The sequence below is a fragment of the Filimonas effusa genome (assembly GCF_004118675.1).
Taxonomy (GTDB): domain Bacteria; phylum Bacteroidota; class Bacteroidia; order Chitinophagales; family Chitinophagaceae; genus Filimonas; species Filimonas effusa.
Genome location: NZ_SDHZ01000001.1, coordinates 497,413 through 515,670, shown reverse-complemented (window position 1 = coordinate 515,670; position 18,258 = coordinate 497,413). Strand labels below are relative to the sequence as shown.

Annotated in this window: 20 protein-coding genes; 5 read left to right on the top strand and 15 right to left on the bottom strand. The window is 47.8% G+C overall.

Features of this window, described 5'->3' with window-relative positions; genetic code table 11:
* Positions 1 to 4: 4 nt before the first annotated feature.
* Positions 5 to 1,057 (top strand): Gfo/Idh/MocA family oxidoreductase, encoded by a 1,053-nt coding sequence (locus ESB13_RS01915; protein WP_129001347.1) that lies wholly within the window; start codon positions 5 to 7, stop codon positions 1,055 to 1,057.
* 50 nt (positions 1,058 to 1,107) lie between these two features.
* Here ESB13_RS01915 and ESB13_RS01910 read toward each other — a convergent pair whose 3' ends face one another.
* From ESB13_RS01910 to pdhA, 8 genes are all read right to left on the bottom strand, one after another.
* Positions 1,108 to 1,521, bottom strand: a complete 414-nt coding sequence (locus ESB13_RS01910; protein WP_129001346.1) for an EVE domain-containing protein — start codon at positions 1,519 to 1,521, stop codon at positions 1,108 to 1,110.
* 28 nt (positions 1,522 to 1,549) lie between these two features.
* Positions 1,550 to 2,269, bottom strand: a complete 720-nt coding sequence (locus ESB13_RS01905; RefSeq protein ID WP_129001345.1) for a (Fe-S)-binding protein — start codon at positions 2,267 to 2,269, stop codon at positions 1,550 to 1,552.
* A gap of 94 nt (positions 2,270 to 2,363) precedes the next feature.
* Positions 2,364 to 2,792 carry a hypothetical protein gene (locus ESB13_RS01900; RefSeq protein WP_129001344.1) on the bottom strand — a complete coding sequence of 143 codons (429 nt, stop codon included), beginning with the start codon at positions 2,790 to 2,792 and terminating at the stop codon, positions 2,364 to 2,366.
* A gap of 10 nt (positions 2,793 to 2,802) precedes the next feature.
* Positions 2,803 to 3,222 (bottom strand): helix-turn-helix domain-containing protein, encoded by a 420-nt coding sequence (locus ESB13_RS01895; RefSeq protein WP_129001343.1) that lies wholly within the window; start codon positions 3,220 to 3,222, stop codon positions 2,803 to 2,805.
* A 72-nt stretch (positions 3,223 to 3,294) separates the two neighbouring features.
* A complete protein-coding gene (locus ESB13_RS01890; protein WP_129001342.1) occupies positions 3,295 to 3,726 on the bottom strand; it encodes a hypothetical protein in 432 nt (143 codons plus the stop codon).
* Between the two features lie 143 nt (positions 3,727 to 3,869).
* The gene (gene ribH / locus ESB13_RS01885) at positions 3,870 to 4,352 is read right to left on the bottom strand and encodes a 6,7-dimethyl-8-ribityllumazine synthase (protein ID WP_129001341.1); all 483 of its coding nucleotides are present in this window, start codon (positions 4,350 to 4,352) and stop codon (positions 3,870 to 3,872) included.
* On the bottom strand, positions 4,352 to 5,047 hold the full coding sequence (locus ESB13_RS01880) for a tetratricopeptide repeat protein (RefSeq protein ID WP_129001340.1): 696 nt from the start codon (positions 5,045 to 5,047) through the stop codon (positions 4,352 to 4,354). Before ESB13_RS01880 ends, ribH begins: the two co-directional genes overlap by 1 nt.
* A gap of 59 nt (positions 5,048 to 5,106) precedes the next feature.
* A complete protein-coding gene (gene pdhA, locus ESB13_RS01875; RefSeq protein ID WP_181955284.1) occupies positions 5,107 to 6,108 on the bottom strand; it encodes a pyruvate dehydrogenase (acetyl-transferring) E1 component subunit alpha in 1,002 nt (333 codons plus the stop codon).
* Positions 6,109 to 6,221: 113 nt separating this feature from the next.
* On the opposite strand from pdhA, the gene ESB13_RS01870 reads away from it, so the two are divergent.
* From ESB13_RS01870 to ESB13_RS01860, 3 genes are all read left to right on the top strand, one after another.
* Positions 6,222 to 7,031: an SDR family NAD(P)-dependent oxidoreductase gene (locus tag ESB13_RS01870; protein WP_164974065.1), complete on the top strand. Its 810-nt coding sequence runs from the start codon at positions 6,222 to 6,224 to the stop codon at positions 7,029 to 7,031.
* A 206-nt stretch (positions 7,032 to 7,237) separates the two neighbouring features.
* On the top strand, positions 7,238 to 8,332 hold the full coding sequence (gene recF, locus ESB13_RS01865) for a DNA replication/repair protein RecF (protein ID WP_129001337.1): 1,095 nt from the start codon (positions 7,238 to 7,240) through the stop codon (positions 8,330 to 8,332).
* Between the two features lie 63 nt (positions 8,333 to 8,395).
* On the top strand, positions 8,396 to 8,677 hold the full coding sequence (locus ESB13_RS01860) for a DUF721 domain-containing protein (RefSeq protein ID WP_129001336.1): 282 nt from the start codon (positions 8,396 to 8,398) through the stop codon (positions 8,675 to 8,677).
* Between the two features lie 39 nt (positions 8,678 to 8,716).
* Here the strand turns inward: ESB13_RS01860 and ESB13_RS01855 are convergent, their stop codons facing one another.
* The 5 genes from ESB13_RS01855 to ESB13_RS01835 all read right to left on the bottom strand — a co-directional run bounded on the left by ESB13_RS01855 (position 8,717) and on the right by ESB13_RS01835 (position 13,730).
* Positions 8,717 to 9,184 carry a CBS domain-containing protein gene (locus ESB13_RS01855; RefSeq protein ID WP_129001335.1) on the bottom strand — a complete coding sequence of 156 codons (468 nt, stop codon included), beginning with the start codon at positions 9,182 to 9,184 and terminating at the stop codon, positions 8,717 to 8,719.
* Positions 9,185 to 9,327: 143 nt separating this feature from the next.
* A complete protein-coding gene (locus tag ESB13_RS01850; protein ID WP_129001334.1) occupies positions 9,328 to 10,371 on the bottom strand; it encodes an ABC transporter permease in 1,044 nt (347 codons plus the stop codon).
* Between the two features lie 4 nt (positions 10,372 to 10,375).
* Positions 10,376 to 11,476, bottom strand: a complete 1,101-nt coding sequence (locus ESB13_RS01845; RefSeq protein ID WP_129001333.1) for a BT_3928 family protein — start codon at positions 11,474 to 11,476, stop codon at positions 10,376 to 10,378.
* Positions 11,477 to 11,544: 68 nt separating this feature from the next.
* Entirely contained in the window at positions 11,545 to 12,087 is a 543-nt protein-coding gene (locus ESB13_RS01840; RefSeq protein WP_129001332.1) for a DUF1599 domain-containing protein, read from the bottom strand.
* A 137-nt stretch (positions 12,088 to 12,224) separates the two neighbouring features.
* Positions 12,225 to 13,730, bottom strand: coding sequence for a sialate O-acetylesterase (locus ESB13_RS01835; RefSeq protein WP_129001331.1), 1,506 nt, complete (start codon positions 13,728 to 13,730; stop codon positions 12,225 to 12,227).
* A gap of 391 nt (positions 13,731 to 14,121) precedes the next feature.
* Here ESB13_RS01835 and folP point away from each other — a divergent pair, with 391 nt between their 5' ends.
* Entirely contained in the window at positions 14,122 to 14,973 is an 852-nt protein-coding gene (gene folP / locus ESB13_RS01830) for a dihydropteroate synthase (protein ID WP_246022403.1), read from the top strand.
* 113 nt (positions 14,974 to 15,086) lie between these two features.
* Here the strand turns inward: folP and ESB13_RS01825 are convergent, their stop codons facing one another.
* Both ESB13_RS01825 and ESB13_RS01820 read right to left on the bottom strand, forming a co-directional pair.
* Positions 15,087 to 17,051, bottom strand: coding sequence for a M1 family metallopeptidase (locus ESB13_RS01825; protein WP_129001330.1), 1,965 nt, complete (start codon positions 17,049 to 17,051; stop codon positions 15,087 to 15,089).
* 273 nt (positions 17,052 to 17,324) lie between these two features.
* Positions 17,325 to 18,257, bottom strand: a complete 933-nt coding sequence (locus tag ESB13_RS01820) for an FKBP-type peptidyl-prolyl cis-trans isomerase (RefSeq protein ID WP_129001329.1) — start codon at positions 18,255 to 18,257, stop codon at positions 17,325 to 17,327.
* Position 18,258: the final 1 nt, after the last annotated feature.

The following is an 18,258-nucleotide window of genomic DNA, read 5'->3' as shown; positions in this document are numbered from 1 at the left end:
ACGTATGCTAAAAGTAGGATTGGTAGGTTTTGGTATGGCTGCGCAGGTGATGCATGCGCCTTTTCTAAAGGTGCTGCCTCCATATGAAGTAGTGGCTGTGCTGGAAAGGAACAGGGAAGATTCCAAAAAGCTGTTCCCCGATGCTACCATCGTGCGCAGCATAGAGGACTTGTTACAAAGCGACATTGACCTGGTTGTTATTACAACACCCAATGAAACCCATCTTCCATACGCCTTACAGGCATTGGCTGCCGGCAAACATGTGGTGCTGGAGAAGCCCTTTACGATCACTTCAGAGGATGCGGAGCAGCTGATACAAGCCGGCAAGGCTGCCGGTAAAATACTAAGCGTTTTCCAGAACCGTCGTTATACAGCCGATTTCCTTACCATACAGAAGGTGATCGAAGAAGGTATGCTGGGCAGTGTACACGAATACGAAGCCCATTACGACCGATACCGTCCTGATCCCAAGCCAGGGGCCTGGCGGGAAGCAGATAGTCCCGGCAGCGGCATATTATACGACCTGGGGCCACACCTGATAGATCAGGCGCTATGCCTGTTTGGTCTTCCGCAGCATATTACCGCCGACATCCGCAGGCAAAGGCCTCATGCTGTTACCGATGATTATTTTGATCTGCGGCTCGACTATGGCTTTACCAAAGTGATCCTGAAAGCAGGCATGCTGGTTCGTGAACCCGGACCGAGATATAGCATTCACGGCACACTTGGCTCTTTTATCAAGAGTGGGGAAGACCCGCAGGAAGCTATTCTAAAAACGGGGCAGTTACCTACGGCTCCCGACTGGGGCTGTGAGCCTGCCGAACTGTATGGCCTTTTACATACCACTGTTAACGGAAAAGAGATCCGTGAGATCTATCCTTCTTTACAGGGCGGTTTCGGCAAATACTACCAGCACCTGTATGACACTATCGTTAACGGCGCTCCTTTAAGTGAACGCCCGGAACATGGCTACAATACCATCCGGTTGATTGAACTGGCTAAAGAAAGCCAGGAAGCGAAAGCTACTATACCGTGTACACAACTCATGGCACATTAAAACAGTACCAGCCAGCCTCATTACTTTTTTTCATGGAGTCCTGGTATGTTTTACGCGAGGCCTGCAAGGTCTTCTATCGCGCCCCATTCTTCGGGGGATACGGCACAAACAGACAGGCGTCCCTGGCGTATCAGCGATAAGTTTTCCAGTCGTATATCGGCTTTCATTTCTGCGAGAGTTACGGGGCGGGGAAGTTTCTTCACCGGCTTCAGATCTACAACAACCCAATTGGGATCTTCAGTGGTAGGGTCCTGGTAAGCTTCTTTTACCACTTTGGCGATGCCAACGATGGCCAGTCCTTCATTGCTATGATAAAAGAAAACCTGGTCGCCCTTTTTCATAGCGCGGAGGTTATTACGGGCCTGGTAGTTACGCACGCCATCCCAGAAAGTCTGACCATCTTTTACAAACTGGTCCCAGCTATATTTAAAAGGTTCTGATTTTACCAACCAGTAGGAAGCCATAATAAGTATGTTTCTTTAAAGTTATCAATTACCAACCGCTTGCCAAAACATCGGCCAGGTGCATCACCTTCAGGTTGGTGCCGTTGTGTTTAATATAGCCGTCGAGGTGCATCAGGCAGCTCATATCGGTGCTGATCAGGTAGCTGGCATCTGTTGCCACGGCGTTGGCGACCTTTTGATCGGCCATTCCAATACTGATGGGTTCGAACTTCACGGAGAAAGTGCCGCCAAAGCCGCAACAGGTTTCCACATCGTTCATTTCAACCAGCTCGAGGCCTTTTACCTTATCCAGTAAGCGGCGTGGTTCTTCTTTTATGCGGCATTCCCTCAGTCCTGCGCAGCTATCGTGATAAGTGGCTTTGCCATCGAGCCGGGCTCCGAAGTCATCTATATTCAGCACTTTTACCAGGAATTCGGAGAGCTCAAATGTTCTTTCGCCGAGCGAGCGGACTTGGTTGTGCAGGGAGGAATTATCGAATAACTTCTGGTAGTAGTTACGCACAAAGCCTACGCAGCTGGCGCTGGGGGCTACCACATAGTCGGCGCCTTCGAAGTCTTTGAGGAATTTGGTGCAAACTTCTTTGGCTTCGCCCCAGAAACCGGAGTTAAAGGCCGGCTGGCCGCAGCAGGTTTGATTGCCATTGTATTGTACGGAGCACCCTGCCTTTTCCAGCACTTTTACCATATTAAAGCCTACCTCAGGATAAAGCTGATCTATAAAGCAGGGGATGAAAATCTGTACGTTCATGGAGCAAAGTAAATTCAAAAGTAGATAGGTTGTAGGAACTGTGTTCAATTATGTTGCGTGAACATCAGCAACAAAGTATAATTGACTATCGCATTCAATATTCAAAGGGAGCCAGGGGCAGCACTGTATCCTTCAATGGTGTTGCTGAAAGTTTCTCCAATAATATTCCCCGGGTAACAGACATTGACACCCTTGCTATCGATTCATAAAATCGCTGATTTATTATATATCCTTTTGCGGGTGTTTCTGCTGGTTTCGTAAACAGCGCATCAAAATTGAGCACTTCAAAAAGCGTTTCGGCCTTGATCATCGCTATCATCAATTCATTATCTTTTTCACGAATGCCTACTTCCGACAGTATCGCAACGATCCTGTTACTACCTTGTTCAGCCGGATTAGCAATTCTTACAAATTGCTTCACGTCATAGTCGAAAGCGCTATTAGCAGCAAACTGATCTTTATTGAATTTAAAATCGATTGCTCTTGCTCCTATGATCCTGTATTGCTTGTCCAATGTAGTCATTCCTGGTCATTTAAAGGCTGAAGCTTTGAGAAGCTACGGCCATACCACCGACCGAATTTATAATTTCATCTATACACTCCGGCTTAAGATGTTCATCTCCTTTTATGGTCAATTCCATCCGGTGAATGGGTTGTTCCTCCAGATCCAATAGCCGTATATTCAGCATTCCTGAGATCAAGGTTAATGTTTCCATGGTAAAATTGTGCGTACCGCTCAACCATTTGGAAATAACAGATACTTGCTTACCTGCCATTGCGGCAAACTGCGTTTGATTAAGACCGAGCTCTTTCATCCTGTTATAGATCTTCAAAGACATCAGCATTCTATCGTCACTAGCCTGCTGCTCCTGTTCTGAAATTTTACCTAGCAGATCATTCAGCAAGCCATCTTGCAGGCCGTTTATGCGTTGTTTGTCATTTTCAGTATTCATCTCAGTATTAATTTACGTTGGTATTAAAATAAGGCTTCCTTCCAATTCCAATTCATCATCAGAAATCCTTAATTATCCTGTATTTAACTTGTGCTGCAGAACCGCTGAGACAGACATTAATTCGTGTACCGCTTTTGACAATTTTTCATCTTCATTCCAGGTCCTCGTTGTTTTAGGTCCACCATTTCCTATGATAAAGATCTTCTCAGTGATTTTAATACAATACACTCTTAAATAAGCATCAGGATCATCATTAAAAGCGCAAATATTATCGCCGGGCCTGCCTTCATTTAGTCTAAAAAACGTATCCGAAAAGCCGGTTTTAGAAGACATAGACCTTAGCATCTTCAAAATATTAATCACCTGATCCTGATAGCTGCCGTTTTGTTCAATAAAATTGGTAAAGGCACTAACTCGTTTTGCGTGTTCATCAGCTTTGTAAAAAGAGTATATTGAACCTTTACGCCCTGATAGTTTCTCAATATGGTATAGCTTAGTAAACACACTGTAACGATGAGCTAAATTACGACTATTTTCACTTATAAGTAAAAATAATTAATACATTTCAGGAAAGCATTATACAGCTGCGCCCGGCACTAGTTTGCCGGGCGCAGCTGTATAAAGACATTTTAACTGATTTCAGCGTATTATTTGCGTAGTTTCCTGTTCAGCGCGATCATTTTAAGGGCGGTGATGGCGGCTTCTTCGCCTTTGTGGCCGTGGATGCCTCCTACCCTTTCGAGGGCCTGCTGTTCGTTTTCGACGGTGAGTACGCCAAAGACAACGGGCACGTCGAGTGTCATGTTGAGAGAGAGGACGCCGTCGGTTACGGCTTTACATACATAGTCGAAGTGCGGGGTATCGCCGCGGATTACGGTGCCGAAGGCAATGAAAGCGTCGGCGGATTTGCTGTTACCTTCGGCGTAAGCGCGGATGGCAAAGGGCAGTTCGAAAGCGCCGGGTACTGTTATCACTTTAAAAGCCACTTCGGCTTCATTCAGTACCTTGCGGGCGCCTGAGAGCAATTTGCTCATGATAGAAGCGTTCCATTCTGTTGTCACAATAACTACAAAGGCATCCTTTGTAGTAGGGATGCCTTTGAGCAGTGCATTATTTCCTTTAGTTGCCATTATTTTACACTAAAATCGTTTTTTTCAATGCTCAGGCGATAGATGTATTTATCGGCCTGGAAACCTTTGTCCGTTCTGGGGTATTTTTCTTTGAGCTGCTTGTACAATTCAAGCGCTTCAGAAGTTTTACCGTTGACTTCGCTTAATAAGGCGGCGCGGAAAAGATATTCGGAAGCGTTGGCTTCGTCGTCTTCAAAAGTGCCTGCTGCTTTTTTGTAAGCGGAGATAGCGTCGGACTGTTTATCCTTCAGTTCGCTGTAAGCGTCGCCGAGGCAGCCATAGGCCATCATCTGGATCTGGGGAGCGTCGGTGCTGAAGTCCTTCAGATATTTCACGGCGTTATTGAAATCGGCGAGGCGTAAATAGCTCACGCCGGCATAATACTTAGCCAGGTTAGCTGCTTTGGTGCCGCCGTAGTTTTTGATAACATATAAGAAGCCTTTGCTGGAACCGTCGCCGTCCAGGGCTTTGCGTAAAGAATCGGTTGCAAAGAATTCCTGGGCATGATAAATGGCTTCATTGGCTTTCTCTTCTTTGGGTTTTACCACAAATTGTTTGTAGCCAAAATAACCGCCTACCACTACAACAGCTGCAACGAGTACACCTGTAATAGGTTTTTGATAGCGGGTCCAGAAAGCCTGGGTGCGCAGCAAAGCATCGCTTGATTCTACCTGAGGTACATGCTTATCAGACATGATGTGTATACTATTTATAACTTAGAGCCGGAACCGGGGTTCCGGCTATTTTTTTAAACTTAGTCAACGATGAAAGGATAGTTCTGGTCGATATAAACATCTTTCAGTACTTCGCTATCATCGGGCCATGGGCTTTCTTCGGCGAATTTAACGCTGGCTTCTACTGCTTCATTGATCCTTGCGTCGATAGCTGCGATTTCTTCGTCGGTTGCGAATTTATTCTTTTTAATGGTATTGAGCACTAAATTGATGGGGTCTTTGCCTTTGTACTCTTCCACTTCGTCTTTGGTGCGGTATTTCTGGGGGTCAGAAATAGAGTGCCCTTTGTAGCGGTACGTTTTCATTTCCAGCAAAGTAGGTCCGCCGCCTTCTCTGGCTCTTTTCACCGCGCGTGCAATGGATTCGTGAACCGTTTCGGGGGTCATACCGTCCACTTTATCAGAAGGCATTTCGTAAGCGTCGGCGAGTTTATAGATATCAATTACGTTAGAGGTTCTTTCGATAGAAGTACCCATTGCGTAGTTGTTATTCTCACAGATGAACAGCACGGGGAGTTTCCACAGCATGGCGAGGTTGAAAGTTTCATGCAGCATACCCTGACGGGCAGCGCCATCACCAAAGAAACAAAGTACGACGTTGTCGGTACCTTTATATTTTTCAGCGAAAGCCAGGCCACCGCCGGTACCGATCTGGGCACCTACGATACCATGACCACCGAAGAAGTAATGTTCTTTGCTGAAGAAGTGCATACTTCCCCCTTTACCTTTCGCACAACCGGTAGCTTTACCGTACAACTCAGCCATACAGGAATTAGGGCTCATACCTTTTGCCAGGCCTAAACCGTGGTCGCGATAAGCAGTAATGAACGGATCTTCCTGGCGGGTAGCGGTCATACAACCTGCTGCAATAGCTTCCTGGCCAATGTAAGCGTGGAAAAATCCACGGATCTTACCAGCCATTTTATACATTTCTTCCGCTTTTAACTCAAACTGGCGGATAAGCTGCATGAGCTCATACCAGTATAAATAAGTTTCTTTAGAAAACTTTGTAGCCACAGTCATTAAAATTTGAGGGGCAAATATAGGAGTTAATGGTCAAAAACGACGGCAGTAATTTAAATAGCAATTCGCAAAACCAGAGACGAATAGGTTATTGTTTTAGTTTTACGGCAAGTATGAAGCGTTTGCAGTTCAAAAACAAATGGGTAATGGTTACGGGGGCCTCGTCGGGGCTGGGCCAGGAGATCTCGCGCCAGTTGGCATTCAACCACCAGGCCAACCTTATCATCGTAGCCCGCCGTGAAGAGAAATTAACAGCGTTAAAGCACGAACTGGAGCAAGGCGCCGGTATCCAGGTAAAGACCATCGCAGCTGATCTATCCAATGCTGCGGATATAGAACGGGTGTTACAGGAAAGCCTTACGAGCAATGCGCTCTACGGTGCTATTCTCAATGCAGGCGTTACTTATTTCGGCAGGCATACCGCTTTATCGTGGCAACAGTTTGAAGCGATATTACAGACGAATGTAGTAGGTGTAGTACGTATGACAAACGGGTTGGTGGCCCATTTTGAACAATCGGGCCGGGAAGGGGGATTAATGCTGGTTTCAAGCATGGCAGCCATTTATCCTGCGCCTTACCAGGCGGCTTATTCTGCATCAAAAGCGTTCATCCTGAGCTTTGGCAATGCGCTTTCGCATGAATTACAGAACAAGGATTTTTCGATCACCGTATATGCTCCGGGTGGCATTGCCACTGAAATGACGGCGGCAGAACAGTTTGGAGAACTGAAAAGCTGGCTGATGCCTGTTAAGCAGGCTGCCAGAGAAGCTATTTATGCTTTCGCCCACCGCAAGTACAATTACATACCCGGGTTCACGAACCGGCTTGGCAGCAGGTTCATGGCTTTGTTGCCCAAGAAATTCATTGCCGGTAAAATGGGGGTGATTTATTTGAAGTCGCTGATGAAAATGGATGGCAGATGACAGACGGCAGATGGTGGTGATTGTGGAGGAGTTGAAGGGGGGAGAGCAGAGAGTCGAAAGTCGATGGTCGGGAATAAAAGGGGCATCGCATGGTGAGGAGCGTGAAGCTGAGGAGGCGCACAGGTGAGCGGTGTCATTAGGATGATATTTTGTTGGGAGGAAACGGAGACAAAATCTATAGTTTTTAGCTAGCTTGCGGGTTGAGCATGTTACAGTTAACAAACATTGTCCTAACACAATTCCGCAACTATGTATATGAGTCGTTCAGTTTTCCTGAGCGCATCACCGGTATTTACGGGTTAAATGGCAGCGGCAAGACCAACCTGCTGGATGCTATTTATTACCTGTGTTTTACGCGCAGTTATTTTTCGCGTACCGATGCGCAGAGCGTACATCATGGACTGCAGGGCATGCGCCTGGAAGGCAGGATGGTAAGGCAGGAGCAGGAGGAAAAACTGGTTTGTATTGTTCGGGAGAACAACCGGAAAGAATTCCAGGTGAACGATGAAGCGTATAAAAAGTTTTCGGATCATATAGGCCGTTATCCTTGTGTGATGATCACGCCGGATGATACTGTGCTGATCACTGCGGGAAGTGAAGAGCGCAGGAAGTTTATAGATACCCTGTTATCGCAATTATCATCGGATTATCTTCAGCAGCTTATAGAATACAACAAGATCTTACAACAGCGGAACAGCCTGCTGAAGGCAGCGGCGGAGCAGCAGCGACTGGATAGCGCCCTGCTGGAAATACTGGATGAACAGCTTATTGTGCGGGGTAATTTCATTTACCAGCAGCGGGTGCAGTTCATAGACACCTTTATCCCTTATGTGCAGGAACAATATTTTTCCATAGCCGGCAAAAATGATGAGGTGATGCTGCAATACGACAGTCAGCTGCACCAGACTTCCTTTGCGGCGCTGTTGCAGCAGAACAAACAGCGGGATCTTTACCTGCAACGCACCGGAGCAGGCATTCACAAAGACGATCTTAATCTAACGATGAATGGCCAGCCATTTAAAACACTTGCTTCACAGGGGCAGCGCAAGAGCCTGCTCTTTGCTATAAAACTGGCAGAGTTCCTTATCCTGAAAGATCATAAAGGCTTCCCTCCCATCCTGCTGCTCGATGATGTATTTGAAAAACTGGATGCTTCGAGGATGCATAATCTCCTGCAAAAAGTTTGTATCAACGAGCAGGGCCAGGTATTCATTACGGATACACACAAAGAGCGGCTGGAAGCTGCTTTTGAACAACTGCAGGTAAAAGGCAATCTTATTGGCGTTAGCGCCGACGCGTGACGGCGGTAAATTAAATATGAAGCGGAGATAAGACATCTGCACAGGGGTCTATATCTTTGTTGCATGGCAGAGTTACACCTTGGTGATGCGTTAAAGGCTTTTATCAATAAAAGCAGGTTGAAGAATGGCATTCGCGCTATCCAGATCGAAGAAGTATGGGAGCAGCTGATGGGTAAAACAATTGCCAAGTATACCGACAAGATACAGATCGTGAACCAGACACTGTTCATTAAAACCAGTGTTGGCCCATTAAAGCAGGAGCTATTGTATCAAAAAAACGCGATCATAGATCGCGTTAATGAAGTTATGGGAGAAAAGGTTATCCTGGAGGTAGTGATCAGTTAGCAGTATTTCACAGACTGCCGCAGGGATACAAAACCTATCCTAATAAATTCTTGACCTGCCCATATAGGCATCTTCTCCCCATCCATTTCCGATCACGCCTTTTACCACGTGCGCCAGCTCTTCATCGTCGAAGGCTTCTTTTACCAGATCGTTAATGGTGATAACCGTTTTAAATTCAAATTCATCGAAGACAGGCAGGTAACGCGTTTTGTAAGCGTTCATCAACATCATACAATGTTCGGCCTTATCATCGCTGCTCACGATGGGAAGATCAGTACTCATCACTTCCTTTACCAAGGTTGATATGGCCGACTTGCCCTGGAGGATGACTTTACGTGAATAGTCTCTTTCGGAGAATACGCCCACGAACTTTCCCTGATGCACTACCACCAGGTAACTCTGGTTCTCACATTCTAACGCACTCAAAGCATCGAGCACGGTAGCATTGGCATCTATAAAGTAGATGCGTGGGCCACGTGTAGCCAATAAGGCGGATACTTTACACATAAGGCATTGATTTTTTGTCGGACTACCCACCAGATCCACACAGTGTGATGGCAAGCAGCGTCAACCGGTTATAAAATAAAAATTCCTAAAAGACCAGGGAATGCAGCGGGGGTGGGCAAAGAGGTGAAAAGAAGGCGCCTGTGCTAACGGAATTTTACTCTCGGATCAACAATACCATACAACAGATCGGCCAGGAGATTCACTATGATGAAACAGGTGGCTGTCATCAATACACTGCCCATTACAACGGGGAAATCGAGCTTTTCGAGTGCATCAACGGTAAGCTTGCCTATTCCATTCCAGCCGAAGATATATTCCACAAAAAATGCACCAGCAAGCAGTTCGGCGAACCACCCGGTGATGGCGGTGATAACAGGGTTGAGTGCATTGCGAAGGGCATGACCGAACACCACCTGCCTGCGGTTGAGGCCTTTGGCATAGGCGGTACGGATAAAGTCCTGGTCGAGCACATCGAGCATAGCGCTGCGGGTAAGCTGGGCGATCACGGCTAATGGTCTGATCCCCAGTGTTATTGCCGGCAGGATCACGTTTCGCAGCTGCAGATGAGTGCCTTTAAAAGGGTCTACTTCGAACAGGCTTCCGGTCATCTGGAGGCCGGTATAATCAGATAAAACAAAGCCGAAAATATAGGCGAGGACAATACCCATGAAGAAGGATGGCACAGAAATACCCAGCACACTTGCAAAAATAGCTGATCCGTCCCACCAGGTGTTCTGTTTAACGGCGGCGAGAATGCCGAGAAAAATACCCAATACGGTGGCAATAACCATAGCAACCAAGGCCAATACGATCGTTTGGGGCAAAGCTTCCCACAACATCTCGGAGACGTTGCGTTTGGTTTGATAGGAGCGCCGCAGGTAGGGTATTTTCACCCCTACCTGCGGGTTGGTTCCTATGAATATTCCTTTGAGCTGTTTAGACTTTATGTCTTCTGCGGAATGAATTCCCACGGGGGAGACATCATTCAGGTAGAAGACAAACTGTTTCCAGCGTGGCTGATCGAGGGCCAGTTCATTCCTGATATTACGGATGGTAGCGCTGTCGCCGGTTTGTCCGAGGACGAGCCTGGCAGGGTCGCCGAATCCCTGAAAAAGAAAGAATACGAGCATCACTACTCCCGCAAGCACCAATAAGCCATAGAACAGTTTGCGGAAAAGCAGCTGCATCTTATCAGGGTTTTATTTGCTTGATGAATGTACCTGCTTGGCGGTAGCTTTTCTTTTCAAGGATATTGGCTCCTTTCATGAGGAAAAGCGTAGGCACTACCCTTGCGGCTGTTTTTACCACGGTGGCATCGCAGCCTACTACAGTAAGTTTAGCGCCGGCAAGATAACGGCCGGCATCCGCAGGAGCAGGTGTAGCCACTACTACCGGCACCCCTTGTGCATTTGCAGCGTTTATGACCTGTTTAACACCGGCATCTGCTTTGGGCCACTCTTTGAAGTTTTGCGCAAGGATCATCACCCAGGTTCCGGGCTGATTCAGCAAGGCCTGGGCGGTATCTGCGCCTGATGCGGTCATTAAGGTAAAGTCTTCGATAGGAGGCACTGCATTCCCTTTTCTTACGAGTTTATCGTAGCGGTCCACGTATTCGTAGGTATCGATATCCTCCGGCAGGCTATCTACGGAAAATTCTACGTCCTTGCCCGCCTTGCGGTATTTAAAAGTGATAGCGAAGCTATCGGGCACTGCGCCTGCGGGGGCTTTCATTTTCTCCAGCAGGTTATTGCCTTTTTTATAGGGCAGGCAGTCCACTACCGGGAGATATCTTAAAACATACCATTGTGCAGCGATGGTGAAACCAACCGTTAGAACCAGGGCCAGTGCGGAGGCAGCCGGCGAACATAGTGGTTTTATTTTTTCGTGGTTTTTGAAGAGCACGAGTGTGAGCACCAGCAGTAACAGGTCTTTCAGGAACGAGTGCACCGGCAATAGCGGCAGACAGTCGCCAAAGCAGCCACAGGTCTTGATCTTAGTAGAGAACAGTGCGTAACCTGTGAGGAAGGTGAAGAAGATGATGAGCAACAACAGGAGCCATGAGAACAGGCGGGTTTTCCAACCTATAATGATGGCTACGCCTGCGAGCACTTCGAACACATTCATTACTATGGACAGGAACAAGGTATAATCGTGGAATGCATGCCATCCCCATACCTCGAAGAATTCCTGCATTTTGTAACTTAATCCGAGCGGATCGTTGGCCTTTATCAACCCGGAGAAAATAAATAATAATCCAACAAACCATCTAACTACCTGCAATAATGCTTTCATTGTATCAAATTTAATTGTGGTCCTGGCTATATGTTCCCTTTCGTCTTCTCTGGGTTGCTCACACCCGTTTATTCCGTCTCTGATAATAATATCAGGGCAAATACTGCATAATTAATGATATCGATATAGTTGGCATCTATGCCCTCACTGATCAGGGTTTTACCGTCGTTAGCCAGGATCTGCCTTATGCGTAGCAGTTTAACGAGGATAAGGTCGGCAAAGCTTTCCTGGCTCATATTTCTCCATGCTTCACCATAATCGTGGTTTTTGGCCAGCATGGTGGTTCTGGCCAATTGCAGCTGTCCGTCGTAGAGCGCGGCGGCTTTATCGGCCGGCAGGTCTTCGATACCGGCATTTCCGAGGTGCAGCTGGATGAGGCCGATGACGCCGTAATTAAGGATACCCTTGAATTCGGAGGGAATATCATCGCCGATCTTCTGCTCTTTTTTTTCCTGGATGGTGCGAATACGGAGGGCCTTGATAAAGATCTGGTCGACCACAGAAATGGTACGCAATACGCGCCAGGAGGTTCCGTAGTCGATGGTCTTCTTCACAAAAATATCTTTACTGGAGGCTACTATCTGGTCGTATTGCACATTCGTATCGGCCATTTCCGGTTATCATTTAGCGACCAAAAATAAGAGATTATCGGCAGCACTGCTACATCCTTTTCAGGGAGATGACGCTATAAAACAACAATATTGACCGGAAATACCCCTTCCTATCTTCTACTCCGGGATCAAACGTCTTACGGCTTGTCGGTTCTGAAAGGCGATGCGGGCAGGCCTGCTTCATTGAACAGGTTAACATGCGGCACATTACTCCATCCATATCTTACAGCAGCAGGCTGTGGAATGCCGGGAGCGGAAACCAGTACGGTTGTTCCCTTGATGACAGCGGTAGCAGGCACAAACCGGCCATCGCTTCCTGCGATTGTAAAACCCTGCAGTTCACCGTCTTTTGCGACCAGGCTTTTAGCATGTGAAAATGAGAGAACAGCCTGGTTGCCTTTCAGCTTCATGGACTGAAAAAGAGGTCCTGAATATTCGAGTTTTTCGTTATACGCCAATGCCCTGGCAGCTAATGCGAGCCTGGCGCCTACCGGCTGTTTCCAGGTAGGATGAATATCGGCGGAATCGCCGCAGTCGGTTGTTACTACCATGGCAGTATTAGACGCTTTTGACAATGCCATTAATTGCGCTTCTCTTATAGTAGGCGGCATCGCATGATAGGGGGCTACCTGTACGAACAGGAACGGGAAATCGCCCTGTTTCCATTCTGTTCTCCAGCCATTGATCATAGCGGGGAAGAGACTTTGGTAGAAATCAGGATTATCCCTGTTCGATTCGCCCTGGTACCAGGTGACGCCCCTGATGGCAAATGGCTTCAACGGATGGATCATACCATTATACAAACCGCCGGCGGCGCCGCTATTGGCAGCGTTTGAAGGACGGGAGGGCTTACGGGGCAAGGGGTTGCTTGCCTGACTTGCCTTTGCAGAATCGGCGCGATATTTTTCGAGCAGGCCGGCTTCTTCCGTTCTATATTTTTCGAGGGTGGCGGGATACTGTTCGATCTTGCGGTGATGTTCGGCCAGTACTTCGCTGAAAGCGGCAGTGGATTGTAGTGTAGCCTGTGGGGTCCAGTGTTCTGCGGGCGTACCACCCACTGATGAAAACAGGATGCCGATGGGTACTTTCAGTTGTTTGTATAAATCCCTGGCGAAAAAATAACCAACGGCTGAAAACTCAGCAACTGTAGCGGGTGAACAAACGACCCATTTACTGCCGGCATCTTCCACCGGAACGTCTGAGCCTTTTCTTGGGACATGGAATTCCCTTATTTCGGGATACAATGCGCTGTCTCTTTCGTTCTCCCAATTGTTGATAAGCTTCTGGCCGCCCCTGGGGCCGAGCTGGCGTTCCATATTAGACTGTCCGCTGCAGATCCAGACCTCTCCTATCAAGATGTTTTTAATAACCACTTCGTTCTCTCCTTTGATGATCATGGTGAAAGGTCCGCCTGCTTTCATAGGCGCCAGTTTCACCAACCACTTACCATTCTGCGCCACCGTTTCGAGGCGCTGCTGACCGATGGTAACTGTGATCTTTTCGCCTTCGGATGCTGTTCCCCATACCGGTACGGGCATGTTACGCTGTAAGACCACGTTATCGCTGAAAAGACTATTGGGCTTTACCGTTGCGTTAGCTGAGCGCACGTAAAGCAGGCATAACAAGCAAACAATGATTCTCATTGGATTTTATTTATAGTATTTACATTTTATGGTATTAGCAGCAGCAAAGGCAGACCTGTTACGGATGTATCAGCTTTTCAGCAGTGCCGGGTTTACGGGTAAAAGCGTAACATCTTACACAGGCAGGGTAAGATAGCAACATTCCGATATACTATAGTATAAATTAACAGCGCCGACACCCGTTTTCCCGTGCAGTTCTTCCCTTTTTTCCGGAACACAGCAGACGAAGCCTCTGAGGCAGTGCATTCCCGTTACTTTTCCCGGAAGAGAGGAGACCTTGTGCTGCTGTCTCTTTTTTCACAACTTCGCCGCGGCGGTTGTGCCTGTCATTTTTTAGCTGAAAGCAAGCGGTGGAGTTCCTGCGTTTCGTTGAGAGCAGGTATCTTTACAAATGATGCAGCCAACATTTTCTTCTTATAGTCTTAATTGCCGTGGCAGGTTATTGCATTTGCAGCGGCCCGCGGTAATGGGCATTATCAATGCTACGCCCGATTCGTTTTATGCAGGCAGCCGCAAACAGGGAGCCGATGCGGCGGTAGAACAAGCGGGCAGGATGCTTGAACAGGGAGCGTTATTCCTGGACCTTGGCGGCCAGAGCACCAAACCCGGCAATCCGCAGTTAAGCGCCTCTGAAGAAGCTGATCGTATATTGCCTGTAACAGAGGCTATTCACAGTGCCTTTCCGGACGCCTATATTTCCATCGACACTTATTTTTCCAGCGTGGCCCGCCAGGCGGTGGCAGCAGGGGCCTGTATCATCAATGACATCAGCGGCGGACTAGCCGATGACCATATGTTAGCTACTGCGGCTCAACTGCAGACACCTTTTATATGTATGCATATGAGAGGCACGCCCGAGACCATGCAGCAACAAGCCAGCTACCAGCATGTTACCCGTGAGGTACTCGATTTCTTTATAAAGCAGGTGGCTCTCTGCAAACAGGCCGGCATACGGGATGTTATTCTCGACCCGGGCTTTGGGTTTGCCAAGACAACAGCGCATAACCTGCAGATGTTAAGAGAGATGGACCTGTTCCGGGTAATGCAGCTTCCTGTGCTGCTTGGCATTTCGCGCAAGGGCACCATTTATAAAACCCTTGGGACTACTGCGGAAGAGGCGCTTAACGGCACTACCGTGTTACATACGATAGGACTACTGAACGGCGCTTCCATATTGCGGGTGCATGATGTAAAGGAAGCTATGGAAGCTATTCAATTAACGGAAGCCTGCATGCAGGCATAAAAGATATTTGATGAGGAACAGAAACAGAACTGGCCGGGCACACCAGGGAGCTCTGCCATAATGCTGGTGTATGAAACAAAGAGGGGAATCACGATGATGATCCCCCTCTTTGTTTATAGTCTTGGCCAGGTATTGTTTCTCCGGTCCATGTCGGGCGTTTTATCGTCGGGATCGATGATCACCTGTTGCACTACGCTGGTTGAAGGATAGATAAATTTCCATGAGCCGCCGGTTTGCCAGATCTCTACGGGCAGTTTTATACGCGACTTGTTGCCATTGGCTTCCCTGATCTCAATAACCACCGGCATGGGCAGCTGCTGGAGGTTTGATATCGCTATCATGCTTCCCCTGGCAGGATCGCCGTTTACATAAGCCACACCGTCGACAGACTGGTCAAATTTCCATTTGTCGATAAACCAGCCGCGCCAGAACCAGTCGAGCGTTTCGCCGCTGTAGTTTTCTATACAATGAAAGAAGTCCCATGGTGTAGGATGTTTAAATGCCCACTGGTGCACATAATATCGCAGTGCGCTGTCGAATACGGGTGCATCGAGGATCAGGTTACGCAGCAGCCCGAGGCCTGCACCGGGTTTGGCATAGGCCATATTACCGAGGTTACGTCCCTGAATTACATCGGGTATCGTGAACAGGCTTTCCGATTCGTTGCCTGTAAAAGAGCTGGCGGTGGTGCTTCCCCTTGACGGTCGTTTGGATAAGTATTCCCCGTTATTGAATGCAGAATCGGCGAGGCCATTGATGAAAGTATTGAAGCCTTCATCCATCCAGGCAAATTTTCTTTCGTTAGAGCCAACGATCATCGGGAACCAGTTGTGGCCGAATTCGTGAGAGGTTACGCCCCACAGGCCTGCTCCCCTGCTTCCGTTATGGCAAAAAACAATGCCGGGATATTCCATGCCGCCTACGATGCCTGCCACGTTGACTGCAACAGGATAAGTGTAGGGGTATAAATATTTAGAATAGAATTCCACTGCTCCTTTTACATATTCTGTAGAGCGTCCCCATGCGGAGTCGGAAGCCACTTCAGCAGGATATGCCGACATGGCCAATGCAGTTTTGCCGCCGGGGATATTCATTTTCGCGGCATCCCATACAAATGCGGGAGAGGAAGCCCAGGCAACATCGCGCGTATTATTACACCTGAATTTCCAGGTTAGCATGGTGTTGCCGGCCGGCCTGCTGGCGGCATCGGTCACTTCCGCGACAGTGCGCAGCATAATAGTTGTATCGCTTTCGGAGGCCTGCTTCCAGCGTTTCAGTTGCTCTGCCGTCAATACCTCTTTAGGATTCAGTAATTCGCCGGAGCCAACGACAATATGTTTTGCAGGCGCTGTGATGTTATAGTTGATATCGCCATATTCGAGATAGAATTCGCCCTGGCCCAGGTAAGGCAGCGTGTTCCAGCCCTGTACGTTATCGTATACACACATACGGGGGAACCACTGTGCGATCTCGTAGATCCAGCCGTTGCGGGTTTGCAAACGTCCCATCCTGTCTGTGCCGTATTCGGGGATGATGAAATTATAGGCGATAGAAAAACGAACAGATCCGCCACGTGCTTTCAGTGCTTTGGGGAGTGCAATTTTCATTCTTGTATCGGTAACAGTGTATTGCGCCGGATAGGTTTTGCCCTCCAGGATAACTGCTACGGAGGTGAGCGTATAGCCTCCATTGAACTTGTCGCGCATTCCCCAGCGTCCACCAGCGATAGCGGTAGCTGCTACGGCGCGGGCGGTGCTGTTATAGATATTCTGATCGAGTTGCAGCCATACGAAAGACAATGCCTGGGGACTATTGTTCGTATATGTGATGGTGGTGCTGGCAGTGATCTCGTGTTTTGTTTCGTCGAGGGTAGCGTTAATGGTATAATCAGCCCTGTTTTGCCAGTAGCCCGGTCCGGGAGTGCCATCGGCAGCGCGGACATCATCGCCATAGGCGGGATAGAAAACGGGGGCAAAAGCTTCATGTTGGTCATAGGCGGCTTTTTCCTGGGCTGCAATGGGCAGGCAAAAACCGATAGCGCCGCCTGCAGCCAGGAGCAATCTTTTAAAAGAGATCATTTGCACTTATTATTGGTTGGTAACAAAAATATCATAGTCGTCTTCAAAAAAGATAAACATCAGGTGAAAAAAAGTAAAAAAAGAGGAGCAGCCGATATTTTACAAGGCACATCAGATAATAATGCGAACTATTGGTCCGCAAACAGACATATAGATTAAGCAGTTATAAGATAAAGCGGTAACCGGCAAGACTAAAGACCTAATAATGTTTAGCAATAAAAAGGGACCGTATCTGGATACGGTCCCTGCTGTTATGCTGGAAGTTTTAGCTTCTTAGTGTGCGTGTTCCTGGGGCATTCCTGGCATCATTGGCATACCGGGAGGTGGCGGAGGAGCAGCTGTTACGTCTTTGATCTCTACGTCGAATACGAGGCTTGAGAACGGAGGAATACCCTGGTTGCCCTGGGGTCCGTAAGCGAGCATTGCGGGAATAAAGATTTTGCCTTTACCGCCTTTTGCGAAATAAGGTAAGGCTTCGTCCCAACCTTTGATCACGCGTCCGGCGCCTACTACCAGCACCAATGGATCGGTATGGCCTTTAGAAGAATCCATATTGGTATCGAACACTTTGGTATTGTCGTCGTGCAGGTAACCTTTGTACATTACAGACACTTGTTTGCCGGAATCGGCTTTAGCAGCCTGGTCGCCGGCATTTTCGATCACTACGAAAGCGCCGCTTTTTGTTTTCTGGGCTTTGAGGCCTTTTTTCTTAAGGTCGGCTTCGAGGTTTTTCACTTCTCTATCGGATTCCAGTTCCATTTCTTTCTGGTAGGCAGCATTTACTTCTGCTTCAGATTTGTAAACGGCGAGGATCTTTACGGTACCGTGGATCTGGCCACCTTTGGTGAAGATCTTGTTGTAATCGGGGATGGCGCCGAGTTTTTTCAGGGTATCGATGCTCATGTTAAAGGTGATGCTATCGCCTACTGAGCATTGCGGTAATAGTTCCATGAAAGAGAATTTTGCTCTTTCGCTGGTATCGACCACGATGAAACCGGGGATCTTACCATAAGTGTCGTTAAGGGTGGTGTCTTTATCAGGCATTGTGATCCTGGCATTGAATTTAATAAATTCACCTGCTTTCAGTTTTTCGCCGCCTTTGCCTTTTGTGATCTTGTACAAAAGACCTGATTTTGTTTTTTCATACTTCACCTGGCAAGAGGCGAATGCAACTGCAGCAGCTGCCACTAAGAATAAATGCTTCATG

Bases quoted from the DNA above. Each gene is read 5' to 3' on its own strand.
- ESB13_RS01855 (WP_129001335.1), bottom strand. From the start codon at position 9,184: ATGTGTAAAGTATCCGCCTTATTGGCTACACGTGGCCCACGCATCTAC.
- ESB13_RS01840 (WP_129001332.1), bottom strand. From the start codon at position 12,087: ATGGCCGATACGAATGTGCAATACGACCAGATAGTAGCCTCCAGTAAA.
- folP (WP_246022403.1), top strand. From the start codon at position 14,122: ATGATGCAGCCAACATTTTCTTCTTATAGTCTTAATTGCCGTGGCAGG.
- ESB13_RS01825 (WP_129001330.1), bottom strand. From the start codon at position 17,051: ATGATCTCTTTTAAAAGATTGCTCCTGGCTGCAGGCGGCGCTATCGGT.
- ESB13_RS01835 (WP_129001331.1), bottom strand. From the start codon at position 13,730: ATGAGAATCATTGTTTGCTTGTTATGCCTGCTTTACGTGCGCTCAGCT.
- ESB13_RS01910 (WP_129001346.1), bottom strand. From the start codon at position 1,521: ATGGCTTCCTACTGGTTGGTAAAATCAGAACCTTTTAAATATAGCTGG.
- ESB13_RS01860 (WP_129001336.1), top strand. From the start codon at position 8,396: ATGGCAGAGTTACACCTTGGTGATGCGTTAAAGGCTTTTATCAATAAA.
- ESB13_RS01870 (WP_164974065.1), top strand. From the start codon at position 6,222: ATGAAGCGTTTGCAGTTCAAAAACAAATGGGTAATGGTTACGGGGGCC.
- ESB13_RS01895 (WP_129001343.1), bottom strand. From the start codon at position 3,222: ATGAATACTGAAAATGACAAACAACGCATAAACGGCCTGCAAGATGGC.
- ESB13_RS01820 (WP_129001329.1), bottom strand. From the start codon at position 18,257: ATGAAGCATTTATTCTTAGTGGCAGCTGCTGCAGTTGCATTCGCCTCT.
- ESB13_RS01915 (WP_129001347.1), top strand. From the start codon at position 5: ATGCTAAAAGTAGGATTGGTAGGTTTTGGTATGGCTGCGCAGGTGATG.
- ESB13_RS01880 (WP_129001340.1), bottom strand. From the start codon at position 5,047: ATGTCTGATAAGCATGTACCTCAGGTAGAATCAAGCGATGCTTTGCTG.
- ESB13_RS01850 (WP_129001334.1), bottom strand. From the start codon at position 10,371: ATGCAGCTGCTTTTCCGCAAACTGTTCTATGGCTTATTGGTGCTTGCG.
- ESB13_RS01845 (WP_129001333.1), bottom strand. From the start codon at position 11,476: ATGAAAGCATTATTGCAGGTAGTTAGATGGTTTGTTGGATTATTATTT.
- recF (WP_129001337.1), top strand. From the start codon at position 7,238: ATGTTACAGTTAACAAACATTGTCCTAACACAATTCCGCAACTATGTA.
- pdhA (WP_181955284.1), bottom strand. From the start codon at position 6,108: ATGACTGTGGCTACAAAGTTTTCTAAAGAAACTTATTTATACTGGTAT.
- ESB13_RS01900 (WP_129001344.1), bottom strand. From the start codon at position 2,792: ATGACTACATTGGACAAGCAATACAGGATCATAGGAGCAAGAGCAATC.
- ribH (WP_129001341.1), bottom strand. From the start codon at position 4,352: ATGGCAACTAAAGGAAATAATGCACTGCTCAAAGGCATCCCTACTACA.
- ESB13_RS01905 (WP_129001345.1), bottom strand. From the start codon at position 2,269: ATGAACGTACAGATTTTCATCCCCTGCTTTATAGATCAGCTTTATCCT.